This window comes from Exilispira thermophila (genome assembly GCF_055389015.1).
This window is the reverse complement of record NZ_AP042476.1, coordinates 1,847,854-1,862,554: the sequence shown is the minus strand read 5'-3', so window position 1 is coordinate 1,862,554 and position 14,701 is coordinate 1,847,854. Positions and strand designations below refer to the sequence as shown.

Annotated in this window: 10 protein-coding genes and 2 tRNA genes; 6 read left to right on the top strand and 6 right to left on the bottom strand. The window is 25.3% G+C overall.

Annotation, left to right across the window (positions count from 1 at the left end; all coding sequences use genetic code 11):
* Nucleotides 1-59: 59 nt before the first annotated feature.
* The 3 genes from ACZ5EC_RS07870 (at nucleotide 60) to ACZ5EC_RS07860 (ending at nucleotide 1,381) form a co-directional block, all read left to right on the top strand.
* Nucleotides 60-132: transfer RNA gene (locus ACZ5EC_RS07870), tRNA-Cys, on the top strand.
* 24 nt (nucleotides 133-156) lie between these two features.
* Nucleotides 157-240, top strand: a tRNA-Leu gene (locus ACZ5EC_RS07865).
* Between the two features lie 361 nt (nucleotides 241-601).
* Nucleotides 602-1,381 (top strand): tRNA (adenine-N1)-methyltransferase, encoded by a 780-nt coding sequence (locus tag ACZ5EC_RS07860; protein WP_464301930.1) that lies wholly within the window; start codon nucleotides 602-604, stop codon nucleotides 1,379-1,381.
* A gap of 228 nt (nucleotides 1,382-1,609) precedes the next feature.
* Here ACZ5EC_RS07860 and glpK read toward each other — a convergent pair whose 3' ends face one another.
* Both glpK and ACZ5EC_RS07850 read right to left on the bottom strand, forming a co-directional pair.
* The gene (glpK, locus tag ACZ5EC_RS07855; RefSeq protein ID WP_464301929.1) at nucleotides 1,610-3,091 is read right to left on the bottom strand and encodes a glycerol kinase GlpK; all 1,482 of its coding nucleotides are present in this window, start codon (nucleotides 3,089-3,091) and stop codon (nucleotides 1,610-1,612) included.
* Nucleotides 3,092-3,211: 120 nt separating this feature from the next.
* Nucleotides 3,212-3,673, bottom strand: coding sequence for a hypothetical protein (locus tag ACZ5EC_RS07850; RefSeq protein WP_464301928.1), 462 nt, complete (start codon nucleotides 3,671-3,673; stop codon nucleotides 3,212-3,214).
* A gap of 256 nt (nucleotides 3,674-3,929) precedes the next feature.
* On the opposite strand from ACZ5EC_RS07850, the gene ACZ5EC_RS07845 reads away from it, so the two are divergent.
* Together ACZ5EC_RS07845 and ACZ5EC_RS07840 are read left to right on the top strand one after the other, a co-directional pair.
* Entirely contained in the window at nucleotides 3,930-5,474 is a 1,545-nt protein-coding gene (locus ACZ5EC_RS07845; RefSeq protein WP_464301927.1) for an ABC transporter ATP-binding protein, read from the top strand.
* Nucleotides 5,467-6,741 carry an ABC transporter permease gene (locus tag ACZ5EC_RS07840; protein ID WP_464301926.1) on the top strand — a complete coding sequence of 425 codons (1,275 nt, stop codon included), beginning with the start codon at nucleotides 5,467-5,469 and terminating at the stop codon, nucleotides 6,739-6,741. Before ACZ5EC_RS07845 ends, ACZ5EC_RS07840 begins: the two co-directional genes overlap by 8 nt.
* 196 nt (nucleotides 6,742-6,937) lie before the next feature.
* On the opposite strand, the gene hflK is transcribed toward ACZ5EC_RS07840, so the two are convergent.
* The 4 genes from hflK to ACZ5EC_RS07820 all read right to left on the bottom strand — a co-directional run bounded on the left by hflK (nucleotide 6,938) and on the right by ACZ5EC_RS07820 (nucleotide 12,660).
* A complete protein-coding gene (gene hflK / locus ACZ5EC_RS07835) occupies nucleotides 6,938-7,927 on the bottom strand; it encodes an FtsH protease activity modulator HflK (protein ID WP_464301925.1) in 990 nt (329 codons plus the stop codon).
* A 43-nt stretch (nucleotides 7,928-7,970) separates the two neighbouring features.
* Complete coding sequence (gene hflC, locus ACZ5EC_RS07830; RefSeq protein WP_464301924.1) at nucleotides 7,971-8,852, bottom strand: protease modulator HflC; 882 nt, start codon at nucleotides 8,850-8,852, stop codon at nucleotides 7,971-7,973.
* Nucleotides 8,853-8,881: 29 nt separating this feature from the next.
* A complete protein-coding gene (locus ACZ5EC_RS07825; protein WP_464301923.1) occupies nucleotides 8,882-10,612 on the bottom strand; it encodes an SPFH domain-containing protein in 1,731 nt (576 codons plus the stop codon).
* A gap of 263 nt (nucleotides 10,613-10,875) precedes the next feature.
* On the bottom strand, nucleotides 10,876-12,660 hold the full coding sequence (locus ACZ5EC_RS07820) for a bifunctional metallophosphatase/5'-nucleotidase (protein WP_464301922.1): 1,785 nt from the start codon (nucleotides 12,658-12,660) through the stop codon (nucleotides 10,876-10,878).
* A 311-nt stretch (nucleotides 12,661-12,971) separates the two neighbouring features.
* Between ACZ5EC_RS07820 and ACZ5EC_RS07815 the strand changes: the two genes are divergently transcribed.
* Nucleotides 12,972-14,639 (top strand): amidohydrolase, encoded by a 1,668-nt coding sequence (locus tag ACZ5EC_RS07815; RefSeq protein WP_464301921.1) that lies wholly within the window; start codon nucleotides 12,972-12,974, stop codon nucleotides 14,637-14,639.
* Nucleotides 14,640-14,701: the final 62 nt, after the last annotated feature.

Genomic DNA, 14,701 nt, shown 5'->3' with positions numbered 1-14,701 from the left:
TAAATTTTAAATTTTTTGTTGACAAAAAAATAAAAATTAGGTAATTTAGTTTTCGAGCAGGCGACGTACCCAAGTGGCTAAGGGGGCGGTCTGCAAAATCGCTATTCACCGGTTCGAATCCGGTCGTCGCCTTTTTTAAAAAGGCAAGACATAAGTGCCGAAGTGGCGGAAATGGTAGACGCAAGGGACTTAAAATCCCTCGTGGGTTTCCACGTGCCGGTTCAAGTCCGGCCTTCGGCACTCTTTTTTTTATTCTAATTTATCATCTCAATAAAGAATTCATTAAAAATTTTTTATCTGTTATTAATTTTATTTTTTTATAGTTTATTAAATCTATTAATAATAAAGATTGGTGCTTTGATAACAGAAATAACTACTTTTAAAAAATTATTAATATTATATTTATTTCATTGTATATTTATTTAATTGCATACTCAGTTAATGATATGTTTTGTTAATAATTTTTTTATACTGAAAATAATTTTTATTAAATTTTTATTAATAGAATATGTTTTTGTAATCATTAAGTTTTTAAAATTATAATTATTAAGTTTATAAAAAAACATAAAATGATAAAATATTTAAAAAAGGAAAAGTCTATATGGTTGATAAAAACACTGTAAATGAAAATGATTTGATATATTTATATCATTCTGACAATTCAAGGTTTCTTATAAATTACAAACCTAAAAAACTTGTACAATCTCATAAAGGGCATTTTATTTTACCAGACAATCTTAAGTATGGTGATGTATTAATTTCAAGTAAAGGTTTAAAATATTTTGTTTTACATCCTTCTCATGCTGATAGGATGATGAAAGTTGAAAGGAAAAACACTATTATTTATCCAAAAGAAGCAGGAAAAATTATTATTGAGTTAGGTATTATGCCTGATTTTGAAATAATCGAACTTGGAACAGGTTCAGGCGCTTTAACAATTTTATTTTCAAATTTATTATCAGATAAAGGATTTTTATACACTTATGATATAAATGATAAATTTATAGAAAATGCAAAAAAAAATGTAAAAAGATACGGTAAAATTGATCATGTTGAGTTTTACAATATCGATGTTTATAATAATGAGATTTTACAAAAAAATGTTGATACTATTTTTATAGATCTACCTGAACCATGGAATGTTATTGAAAAGGTATATAAAGCTTTAAAATATGGTGGAAAAATGGGATTTTTATCCCCAAATATTGAGCAAGTTCAAAAAACAGTTTTTTTGATGGAAAAAACTGGTTTTAGAAATATTCATACTTTTGAATTATGGGAAAGACAGATAAGGGTAAAAGAAAATATGACAAGACCGGTTGATAGAATGGTAGCCCATACAGGTTATCTCTGTTTTGCCAATAAAGCTAATAAAAAATAAAAATATTTTATATTGTCAATACTAAACATTTAAAAAATATTTAAATATTTAAAAAAATATTTCTAAAAAAAATATAAAGTTTTTTTTTAATGGCCGAAATTATTAATGATAGTTATTTCTGGGATTACCAGGTATAACCACCCTCCTTACCCTGCTAATTGCAGGGTACTTTTTTTAATAAGAATTAAAGTTATACTAATATTTAAAAAAGTGATAATAAGATAATAGTTAAAGTAGCCTTTTAACATAATCAGACCATGTATTATATAATTTTTTTCTATTTATTTCATCCATTTGTGGAATGTATTGTTTTTCAATTTTATAAATTTTTGAAATTTCTTCCAGAGATGAATAAACTCCAGATCCATAACCAGAAATTAAAGCAGCTCCAAGAGCGGTAGTTTCAACATTTGTTGGTCTTATAATGAGTTTACCTAGAACATCTGATAAAAATTTAAGCAAGAAATTGTTTTTAGATGCACCCCCATCAACTTTTAGTAAACTTAATATTTTTTTTGTGTCCTTTTCTATTGCATCAACAACATCTTTGGTAGAAAAAACTATTCCTTCAAGAGCAGCTCTAACAATATGTTCTTTTTTTGTATCTCGTGTAATTCCAAATATAGATGCTCTTACAAATGGATTCCAGTATGGAGCACCTAAACCTGTAAATGCAGGAATAAAATAAACTCCCCCATTATCTTTAACATTAAAAGAAAAAGTTTCAGATTGTTCTGAATTATCAATTAAATTAAGATTATCCCTTAACCATTGAATAGCAGCGCCAGCAATAAAAACAGATCCTTCGATTGCATAGGTAGTTTTATTATTCAAATTCCATGCAATTGTTGTTAAAAGTTTATTTTTAGAAAGAACAGGTTTATTACCTATATTAAAAAGGATGAATCCTCCAGTTCCATAGGTCATTTTGGCTTCTCCAACTTTGAAACATGTTTGACCAAATAGTGCTGCTTGCTGGTCCCCAAGTATACCGTTTATAGGAATTTCTACACCTAAAATAGATTTATCAAGATATCCAAATAAAGAATTAGATGGAATCACTTCAGGTAAAATTGATTCAGGTATTTTAAAATATTCTAAAAGTTCCTTATCCCATGAACCATTGTTTATATTAAAAAGCATAGTTCTTGAAGCATTTGAAAAATCTGTCTTATGAGATTTTCCCTTTGTTAAATTAAAAAGAAGCCATGAATCAATTGTTCCAAAAGCAAGATTACCTTTTTTCAAAGTTTCTTTTGCTTGCTCAATGTTTTCTAAAATCCATTTTATTTTTGTAGCTGAAAAATAAGGATCAACAATTAAACCTGTTTTTTCAAATATTACTTTATCAAATCCTGAAAGTTTTATTTTTTCACAGTAATTGGATGTTCTTCTACATTGCCATACTATTGCATTATATACTGGTTTCCCTGTTTTTTTATCCCAGAGCACAGTTGTTTCTCTTTGATTGGTAATACCAATTGATACAATTTGTGATGGTTCAATATTTGCTTTATCAATAACTCGTTTGATTGTATTTAGTTGAGTTTCCCAGATTTCTTCAGGATTATGTTCAACCCACCCTTTTTTAGGGTATATTTGATTAAACTCAATTTGAGAAGATGCAATAGGTTGTCCCATTTTATCAAATAAGATACTCCTTGAAGAAGTTGTTCCAGCATCAATAGCAAGGATGTACTCTTTAGACATAATATTTCTCCTTTTTTATATTCTTTTTAAATTTTTTAAACTTTTATATCTATTCATTTTGAAATTGAATCTTTTAATTTACATATTTAATTTATATTGCATGCTTAAATTATAAATATCTTATTTTTCCTTTTTTATAATATCAAATACTTCTCTTACTTCATTTACAATTTCATTCATCCTCCATTCTAAAGAAGTTAAAATCCATAATTCAAAATGGTTAACTCTTGTTAATTGGTGGATAAGATAAATCAATTTTAATGATAAAACTCCTATAGCAATATCAATCATGAATACAGAGTATTTATCTCCAACAAAAAATGTTAATATTAGTGGAATAATTACTCCAAGAATAAATGCTATATTTAACAATTTAGCTTCAAGTGTAGGTACTCCACCAATTTTACCTACAATATTTCTTATTCTTTCTCTCTCTTTTTTAAAACTTTCTATTTCAGATTTTAATTTGTGGATTTCTTCTTCTAAAATTTCTTTATCTTCAATATCAATTTTTAAAGATTCATTATTATTAGAAGCATTATTTTTATTATTTTTTATTTGATTGTTATTATTTTTCTTCATTTTTAAGTTCCTGAAATTTTTACTGAAAAGTAAAATTATAAAATAAGAATAAAGTTTACCTACAAATTTAATTCTATAAATTTATAAAAGTATAAAATATATTAATAGAATATCAAGATTGTTAATGTTTGTTAAATATTTTAATTTTTAAATAAATTAAATAGATTTATAATATTTTTTATTGATTTTTATAAATTTTAATTTATTAATTACTGAGTATAAAATCTAATATTTTTACATATAAAAAGGATTATATATGACCAAAAATACTAATCATGATATTATTCTTGAAATGCGGAATATTGTAAAACAATTTCCTAAAGTTCTGGCCAATGACAATGTTTCAATCAATTTAAGGAGAGGTGAAATTTTAGCATTATTAGGTGAAAATGGTGCTGGTAAATCTACATTAATGAATATCCTTTATGGTTTATATAAACCTACATCAGGAGAAATTTTACTTGAAGGAAAAAAGGTTGAGTTAAAATCTCCAAAAGATGCTATAAAGTTGGGTTTAGGAATGGTTCACCAACACTTTATGTTAGTTGAAAACTTTACGGCAACAGAAAACATTATTTTAGGAAATGAACCAGGAAAATATGATTTTTTAGACCAAAAAGCTGCAAAGAATGAAGTTTTAAAATTTCAAGAGAAATATCATCTCCATTTTGACCCTGATTTAAAAATTGAAAACATGTCAGTTGGATTACAGCAAAGAGTTGAGATTGTTAAAGCATTGTATAGAAAAGCTAAAATTTTAATTTTAGATGAACCAACTGCTGTATTAACTCCTCAGGAAGTTGAAGAATTATTTGATGTTATAAGGAATTTAAGGGATTCTGGTGTATCGATAATAATAATAACCCACAAGTTAGAAGAGGTAAAGGAGATTTCAGAACGGGTTTATGTTTTGCGTAAGGGAAAAGTGGTAGGGGAAAAATTTACAAAAGATGTTACTAAAGAAGAGCTTGCAAATATGATGGTTGGAAGAGAAGTTGTTTTAACTGTGCATAAGGAGCCTAAACAAATTAAAGATCAACCATTAGTTAAAATAGAAAATTTATTTGTTAAAAGTGATAAAAATGTTTATGCAATTAAAGATTTATCAATAGATATAAAACCAGGAGAAATTGTTGGAATAGCAGGAGTTGATGGAAATGGTCAAACTGAGTTAGCAGAAGCAATTATGGGGTTAAGAAAAATAGAAAAAGGAAGAGTTCTTATAAATGGTAAAGATATTAAACACAATTCTACAAAAGAAAGGATTGAGTCGGGTTTTTCTTTTGTTCCAGCTGATAGGCAAAGATTTGGGTTGATTTTACCAATGAAAATATCAGAAAATATTGTTATTGGGCAACATTATAAACCCCCTTTTGCAAATGGAATAAATTTAAATCTAAAAGAAATTGAAAAATATTCTGAAATGTTAATTAAACAGTATGATATAAGAACCCCTTCAAGTAAAGTTCCAGCTGGTAATTTATCAGGTGGTAATCAACAGAAAGTAATTTTAGCAAGGGAGTTTTCAAGAAATCCTAAATTTTTACTAATAGCCCAACCTACAAGAGGACTTGATGTTGGTGCTATTGAGTATATTCATAAACAAATATTAAAAATGAGAGACTTAAATGTTGCAATTTTATTGATATCTTTAGAACTTGAAGAGATTTTTACTTTGTCTGATAGAATTTTAGTATTATATGAAGGTGAAATTGTTAAAGAACTTATTCCTGAAAAAACAACAGATAAAGAAGTTGGATTTTATATGACTGGTGGAAAAAAGGAGCCTGTAAATGAATAAAGAAACAACAAATATTAAAAGAAACAAAACTATCGATATAATAATTCTTTCAATAACTATTTTATTAGCTTTAATAGGTACAATATTGTATATAGCTTCATATTTCTATGGAATTTTATTTTTAATACTTGCTGTAGTATTATATGTTTTATATCAACGAAAATATTTACCTAAAGAAGAGTTTACTGGTATATTTAAAAAATTTCTAAACAATTTGTATATTCCACTTATTGGTATTTTAACAGCAATTATTCTGGGTGCAATAATTCTTTTAATTACTGGTTATAATCCTATAACAGCATATAAAGCATTATTTTATGGTGGATTTGTTAGAAACTGGCATATTACAATTTTAAATGCAACCCCTTTGATATTTACAGGGTTATCTGTTGCATTTGCTTTTCATGGTGGACTTTTTAATATTGGTGCTGAAGGTCAATATTATATTGGTGCAATGGCTGCAACATATTTTGGAATAGTTTTAAAACTTCCTCCATTAATCTCATTAACTATTATTTTTCTTTTGTCTGGACTTTTTGCAGCATCATGGAACTATGTTCCAGCTCTATTAAAAGTAAAAACAGGTGCTCATGAAGTTATTACAACTATGATGTTGGCCCATGTTGCTAGATTTTCATCAGATATATTTATTAGAGCAATGGGTGGAGATCCTAGTATTTCCAAACATCCTTATGTTACAAATAATATTGCTAGCAATAATTTTTTACCAATGTTTAAATCTTTTTTACCAGATGCTAATTATAGATTACATACTGGTATACTTTTAGCTATAGTTACAGCATTGGTTGTTTATTATGTATTGTTTTATACTAAAATTGGGTTTGAGATTAGAGCAGTTGGTAAAAATAAAGATGCTGCTAGAACTCAGGGTATTTCTATTTCTTTAAATATATATAGAGCTTTATTAATTTCTGGTTTTTTAGCAGGAATTGCAGGATTTGTTCAGGTAACTGGATTACAACATAAAATGTTTCAGAATTTAAATGCAGGTTATGGGTGGAATGGTATTTCTGTTGCATTGTTAGCATCAAATGATCCTATTGCAGTAATATTTGCTGCAATATTATGGGGTGCTTTAGATTCTGGTGGTCAGTATATGGCCAGAACTGTCCAGACACCAAATTCTATTGTTGAAATTATTAAAGGAATTATTTTATTTCTTGTTGTAGCAAGATATATTTATGCATATATTGGAAATAGGATCAAAAGAAAACAGGAAAAGTCACTTGTAGATACAGAAGTTTAATTTAATTTTATATTATTTTAGAAATTATAAAAAGTAATATAACAGATATAGATATTAAAAAAGAGGGTTATTAAAAAAATACCCTCTTTTTTATATATTGTTTTATATAAAATGAATAACTATTTTTTTATAGAATAAATAAATAATTTTTCATAAAATGAATATTTATATTTAATCTAAAAAGTTAAATATAAAATTATTTTTTTTGATTGGTGTTTGATGGATAATATTTTAAATTTAGATAATTTTTATTTCCATTTTTATCTACAACAATAATTTGTTTTAATGTTGGAAGAATTTTAGATAAATATTCTAATAGAAGTTTTGTTTTATTTACATTTTTTGATTTAACATATTGAGAATAATAAGCTTCATATCTTTGTACATCTCCTTTAGCATGGTTTATCTTTTCATTTTTATATGCTAGAGCTTGTTGAATTAATTTTTGGGCTTGAGCCCTGGTTTCTGGAATTTTTTGGTTTTTATATAGTTGAGCATTGTTTATCATTCTCTTTTTTTCTATTTTAGCTTTAACAACGGAATCAAAATATGATTGAACCTCTTCTGGTGGTAAAACAGAATTTAATTCAATAAAATCAATATGAATACCACTTTTATAATAGTCAAGTTCATTTTGTATTTGTTGTTTAATTGTAACTATCATATTTTCTTTCCCGTAGGTTAAAATTTGATCAACTGATATTTTTGAAATAAATTTTACAACTGTTGAAGCACAAATCCCTCTCAAAAATTCTTTATTATCTTTTATCCTGTATATATAATTTACAGGATTTTGAATAGTATATTTTATAAGTAATGAAATTGTAACTATATTGTTATCACCAGTTATACAATAAGGGGTTAGATCTGTAGTACCATTGTAAAGTGCAGCTTGAGACCCTTCTTCATATTCCCTTGCAAAATCATCAAGTTTTAATGTTTTAACTTCCTTTACAGAAACTTTTGTAATTTTACAAAATGGTAATGTCCAGGATATCCCAGGTTTAACATTTGAATTTATAATTTTTCCAAATAGTTCAATTATACCTATTTCATTTTGTTTAATTGTAAAAAAACCTGATAAAATATAAAGAATAAATAAAGCAATTAAAATCCACTTTAGATTCTTTAAAAATTCTTTTAATGCAATAAGTAAAAATTTATTTAAACTATTTTTTAGTTTCATTTTGCTACCTTAACTAAAAACATAAAAATATTTTTATCAATTTTTAAAAAGTTAGTTTTTTTAAATATTTAAATAATGTTGAATCTGTTGAAATTATTAAAACAGTATTATTCCCTAATATTTTTTTATATACATCAAGTGTTTTTAAAAAATTAAAAAAATCAGGATCTTTTTTAAATACAGATGCATAAATTTGCAAAGCAATTTTATCTCCTTCCCCTTTTATGATCTGGGATTGTTCGTATGCTTGCGAAAGTATATCATTGGCTTCTTTGTCAGTTTCTGATTTGATTTTTTCCTCTTCCTCTTTACCTTCAGCTAGAAGTTTTTCTGCTTCTTTTTCTCTTTCAGATTTCATTCTATTGTAAATTGCATCTGCAACAATTTGAGGGTAAGATATTCTTTGAATTCCAATTTTAACTATATTTATTCCATAATTGTTATTTGAATTTTGATTAGAATTAAAAGTTATTTTATCTTCAATCTCTTTAATTTTAACCATATCTTTTTTAGTATTTATAATATTGTTCAATGTATAATTTGATAAAATTCCTCCAATTTGAGAATTAACAATATCATTTATTTTCCTTCTAGCATTCTCTTCTGTAACTATTGATTGAAAGAATAAAAGTGGATTATTAATTTTCCATGCAACAAAACAAGTTAGTATTATAGGATTTTTATCTCCTAACAATAATTGAATTGGTTGACTATTTAACACTTTAATTCTTTTATCAAATTTATTAATTTTTTGAAATGGTGAAGGTAATTTTAAGTATAAACCAGGATTAGTAATTATTTTAACAGGTTTTCCAAATTGAGTAACTATTACATCATATTTTTCATTAACAACAAAAAAACATTGAGTAATAAAATAAATCAAAACAAATAAGGCAATTGTTGTTATTAAAATAATTTTTTTCATTTATGTTATCCTGTAGATATTTATTAGAATTATTTTTCTAAAACAGTAAATTTTGGAAAATTCATATAAAGATCAAAATTTTTTATTTCACTGTCTATAATATATAACTCTTTATTAGAAAGGATTTCTTCCATTTTTTCATTATATAGAATGTTTTTAACAATATTTTTTGCTTTTGAATAAATTTCTAGTTTATCCTTAAAATTAACTAAATTTCCATTTGCCTCTGCAACGATTTTAGTTTTATAACTTTTTGCTTCATAGATTACTCTATAGTTTTCACTTTTTGCTAAAGGTATTTGTTGATTTTGATACTTATATCCATTATTGATCATCTGTTCTTTTTTTTGATAGCTAGCAATAACTTGCTCAAATGCCTGAGCAATTTCTGAAGGAGGATGCATATTATTTACTATAAAGTCTACAAGATGGATCCCAATATTTTTATTATCGATTTCATTCTGGATATCATTCTTGATAGATTCTATCCATTGAGATCTTTTAAAAAGAATTAAATCATAAAAAGAAATACTTGCGAAATAAGAAGTTATAAGGTTTTCAGTTAAGTTTTTTAAGTAGGTTTTAGCATCTTTAAATTTATATAGATAGTTATAAGGATCTTTAATATCGTATAGGAGTGTTATATATGGGAGAAAAAAATTATTGTCACCAGAAATATATTTTTTAGAAGCTCCAAAAGGGTTTGACCAGATAAGAGCCATTTCTGAGCCTCTATAATTTCCAATATTTATATATTGAATTTCTTTTACATTAATCTTGTTAATTTTGTCAAATGGTAGAGGTAGTTTGAAATGCAATCCACTTGTTACAGGATTTTCTTTATTAATAACATTTCCAAGTCTTTCGATAAAAGCAACTTCTCCAATATTTACTGTATATATACATGTTGAAAGATAAAAAATTAATAATAAAAAAATTGTTATTTTAAAAAGATACTTAGATAAAGTTAAAACAAAGTGTTTTGTTTTTTTATTTTCTAAATCTATATTAAATTTTAAAAGTATTTTTTTTAGTATATTTAAATTGAAAAATAAACCAATAATGGTAATTGTAGAATATTCAAATTCAAATTTTTTTTGTTTGTTTAATGTAGCTCTAATTGAGTTAAACAAAACTTCAATTGAAAATGATAAAATATTAATTGAGATAATAAATCCTGCAAGCTTATCAAGATTAATTCCAAAATAGTAGAGAATTAAGATAAAACCAGTTATTAAAGAACTTACCATATCAGCTTTTGAATGATATGCATCAGCAATTAAACTTTGAGATTTCGTTTTTTCACCAACTAAAAATTTAAATCTGTAAAGAAAATATAAGCAACCTGAAAAGAATAAAAATACCAAACCAGTTATAACTGGTTTATGTATATATTCACCTTTACTAACAAATATCTGTCTAAAAAGTAAAATGGAGATAACAAATAAAAAGAATCCAATTACAATTGAGATTTGTATTTCAGGATTTATATTTTTAATAAATTTTAAAAAGTTATAAAATTTATTTTTTTCATTATTTTCAATTGGAGTTTGTTGTTCTGGTTTTTTATTTTTAGGTTCCTGTAAAGCTTTTTTTATAGCAATTAAGACAAATATTGAAGTGATTAGATCAGTAAAACTATGCCATGCTTCACTTAAAACTGCGATACTACCAGAAACATAGTAAAAAATAAATTTTACAACTGTAAAAATAATTGAGAAAATAATTACAAAAATTGCTGCTTTTTCTTTTAATTGCATTTTTATTTTTTATAATTTTATTTGTGTTAATTTTTTATATTAATTTTTAATTTTTATATTTTATAGTTTATTTTTATATTTACTGTTATATTTATTTTCATATTAATTGCTATATTCACATTCATGGTTATCTTTATATTTTTAAAATTTATTTGTTTCTTATTTACTTATCGATATTTTAAATATATTTAATAATATAATTATATTTTTTTAATTATAAAAAGGGGCTGTTATAGCCCCTTTCATTTTATGTTCTTTCTCTTTTATTCATTTTTTCCATATAATAATTCATAATCTTTTGGAATTGCATTTTTTACCCAATCTTCAGGTATTACTTTCCAGTTATTTAATTTTTCTGGAGTAACTGTACCTTTTTTCTCTATCCATTTCATTAAGTAATACCTTAAATCTTTAACTGTTGATGATTTCATTCTCTTTACCAGATCCTCTTTAGGTATTCCAGCTCCCTTTATCAAATGTCCACCACCACCATTTCCTCTATATGAATTAATTGCAACTAAATATTTTTTATTGAGATCAAAAGCAGATCCATCAGCCATTGAAACAATATTGATTCTTTGTCCAACTGGTTTTGAAACATCAACTGTATAAATAATACCGGCAGCAGAATCATAATTGTAATATCTTTCAACAAGGTCATAAGAATTGTATCTTGGATTAAAAATTAATTCACCATTTTTGTCTCGTTTAAAATTGATTATATGATCATCAGGTCCTTTCATTTGATTAAACCAGTTTCCATATGAGTATTCAAGATAATCTTTTACTTCTTTTCCAGTTAATTCCATTGTATAGAGCATATTTTCATATTTATATAATTTAAACATATCTCTAACATAAACAGGCCCTTCTTTTATAGAAGTGTCAAAAGAAAGAGGTGCTGCAAATGAAATATCAGCATTTGTTAGTTCTAATTGAATTTTATGAATTAAATCTACAAAAGCAGAATCTCCAAACATTGCATCTCTTGTTGTTATGGTTTTAGTAAATTCTCCAATTTTTTGAGCAAGATACTTTTTAGTTTCATCAACAGCATAACCAAATTTTTTCATAAATTCTGGGTCTGGTTCATAATTAACAGTATCGATAATTTCACCACTTATATCTTTTACCCATTTTTTGTTTTCTTTATCCCATTTTAAATTTATGTTTGCAACAGCGGCAGTTCTAGCAGCATTTATTGCTCCTAATATTAAAACACCATTCTCTGTTTTATAATTCCATCCATGATGGTCATGTCCAACAAATACAATATCAAATCCTGGAACCAATTTTGCAACTAATTCAGAAGCATTTTCGTTGTATAGTGTTTCAGCTGTTTGACCATGATAAGTATAATCAACTCCAGCATGAAATGCACCAATTAAAATGTCTGGTTTTTCTTTTTCTTTTATAATTTTAACCCATTTTTTTGCACATTGTACCATATCTTCAAACTTCATTCCTGACCATAAATTTTCAGGTAGCCAATTTGGTATCCATGGTGTAACCATACCTAAAACAACAATTTTAACTCCTTTTTTTACAATAACTTTATAAGGAGGAAAGTAAGGTTTTCCATCAGAAACTTTTACAGCATCTGCTGCTAACCATGGAAAATTGAACTCTTTTGCAACTTTATCGTATACAGCATGTCCTGCTTCAAGGTCATGATTACCAACTACTGCAAGGTCATATTTCATATAGTTCATTACTTCAGAAACAATATGTTTGGAATTTGGTTTTTCAAAATTGTAATAGTAAACAATTGGTTGTCCTTGCAATAAGTCTCCATCATCAATTAATACAACTTCCTGTTCTTTATTAGCTCTTTGTTCGTTAACATAAGTAGATATTTGAGCTAAAGAAGTTTTTGCAGGTTGATCATTTTTAAAATCCCATGGAAAAATAGATCCATGTACATCAGAAGTTTCAATAATTTTTATTTTAAGCTGATCTGGATGACCTTGTTTTCCTCCAATTATGAAAATAAGAGAAAAACTAATAGCTAAAATAAAGAAAATAGTTAGAAAAAGCTTTTTTTTCATTTTACCCTCCAATTAAATTTAAGTTAATTAATTTATTAAGCTTCGTGTAAATTTAATTATAATTTGTATTTGATTATTGTCAATATAGATTAAAAATTTTTAAGAATTTTTATATTGTATTAAAATAAGTGTGCAATTATTGCTTCGTATGATTAAATATTGTGTAATATTATTACTTAGTGTGATATTATTAGATAATATTAAAATGAATTTAACAATATATGCTTTGTAAATCATTTTATTAGTTTATAATTAATAGAGTATTGCAATTTTAATTAAATTAAATAAAATCAAAAGAAAGGGGAAATTTTATGAAATTAAAATATTTTAAAAATGGAAAAATTTATTCTATGATAGCCCAATATGATTATTTTAAATATATGTTAGTATCAGATGGCAAAATTATTTTTACCTCAGATGAAGAAATTCCTGTATCCAGATACTTAAAAAAGAAAAATATAAATTTTGAAGAAATAGATTTAGAAGGCAATATTGTAATTCCCTCTTTTTGTGATAGTCATATCCATTTTATGCATTCTGCTTTAACTATAGATAATCTTGATTTATCAGGGGTAAATAAATATTCCAAGTTTATAAAAAAAATTGAGATAAAATATAAAAGTTTATTAAATAAATATGAAAAGGAATTACAAAAAAATACCAAAGATATTGAAAAAATATGGTTAACTGGTGGTGGATGGGATAAAAATAATTGGGATAAAGAAGGGTTTCCTGATAAAAACGATTTGAAAAAATTTAATAAAATTAATATAGTTTTATATTCAAAAGATTATCATGCAGTTTTATTAAATCAAAAAGCAATGGATACTCTTTATTTGAAAAACCCACCTGATTTTTTACTTAATAAATATGGAATAACCAGAGAAGAATTTGAAAAAAACAGTTTAAAAAATAGTAATGGTGAAAGATTAGGCGTATTTTTTGAAAATGCTTTAAAATTTATTTCAAGACTAGTTTCAGATTTAATCAATAATGATGAAAAAGAAATAGAAAAGAAAGTGAAAAAGTTGATTAAAAAATTTAATAAAAATGGTATAACAGCTGTTTCTGATTGTTCTTTATTATGGGAAGATTCTTCATTTAAAGTTTTTAATAAAATAGACCAGAACAAATTGACAATTAGAAATATGATTGCTATTCCTGAAGATTCTATTGATAAATTTATAGATTTAAATCTTAAAACAGGGATTGGTTCAAATAAAGTGAAAATAGGACCTGTTAAATTACTCTATGATGGATCATTGGGTAGTCAAACTGCTCTTTTAAATGAACCATATGAAAATACAGAAAAGTTTAATCTTGGTGTTAGAAATTATACTCCTGAATATATAAATAATTTAATTGATAAAGTGACAACAAACAATTTAGGTCTGGCTATTCATGCAATAGGTGATAGAGCAAATAAAGAAGTTATTTCAATTTTTGAAAGAGTAAGAGTTTTAAATAAAAATATATTTTTAAGACTTGAACATGCTCAGATGATGGACAATGAAACTATAAAAAAAGCAAAAGGACTGGGAGTTAATTTTGTTATGCAACCAGTTCATATAGATCAGGATATCTCTTCTGCAAAAAAATATCTGGGTAAAAGAAAAAACCTGTTGTATAGATTTAAATCTTTACAAAGAAAAGGAATTAGTGTAAGTTTTTCAACAGATTTCCCTGTTGCTCCTTTAAGCCCTTTTTTAGGGATTTTTGCTGCCATAACACATAAAGGGTTTAATTTGAATAAAGAGGTTTTAAATCAAAAAGAAAAAATTGGGTTATTTGAAGCTATTAGAAATTATACATATGTTTCTCATAAACATTCATTATTTCCAGAATCTGGTCTATTGGCAGAAGGTTATTATGCTGATTTTATTGTTTTAAATAAAGATGTTTTTAATTTAAAAGAAGAAGATGAGTTATTAAATATGAAAATTATATCAACTTATTTCGAAGGAAACAAAGTTTTTTAAAAAAATAAAAGTTTTAATTTAACAATTAAAAACAAAATAAATTAAATATTTTTAAGATATAA

Coding starts and splice junctions, on each gene's coding strand:
- ACZ5EC_RS07825 (WP_464301923.1), bottom strand. CDS start 10,612: ATGCAATTAAAAGAAAAAGCAGCAATTTTTGTAATTATTTTCTCAATT.
- ACZ5EC_RS07845 (WP_464301927.1), top strand. CDS start 3,930: ATGACCAAAAATACTAATCATGATATTATTCTTGAAATGCGGAATATT.
- ACZ5EC_RS07860 (WP_464301930.1), top strand. CDS start 602: ATGGTTGATAAAAACACTGTAAATGAAAATGATTTGATATATTTATAT.
- hflC (WP_464301924.1), bottom strand. CDS start 8,852: ATGAAAAAAATTATTTTAATAACAACAATTGCCTTATTTGTTTTGATT.
- ACZ5EC_RS07820 (WP_464301922.1), bottom strand. CDS start 12,660: ATGAAAAAAAAGCTTTTTCTAACTATTTTCTTTATTTTAGCTATTAGT.
- ACZ5EC_RS07815 (WP_464301921.1), top strand. CDS start 12,972: ATGAAATTAAAATATTTTAAAAATGGAAAAATTTATTCTATGATAGCC.
- glpK (WP_464301929.1), bottom strand. CDS start 3,091: ATGTCTAAAGAGTACATCCTTGCTATTGATGCTGGAACAACTTCTTCA.
- ACZ5EC_RS07840 (WP_464301926.1), top strand. CDS start 5,467: ATGAATAAAGAAACAACAAATATTAAAAGAAACAAAACTATCGATATA.
- ACZ5EC_RS07850 (WP_464301928.1), bottom strand. CDS start 3,673: ATGAAGAAAAATAATAACAATCAAATAAAAAATAATAAAAATAATGCT.
- hflK (WP_464301925.1), bottom strand. CDS start 7,927: ATGAAACTAAAAAATAGTTTAAATAAATTTTTACTTATTGCATTAAAA.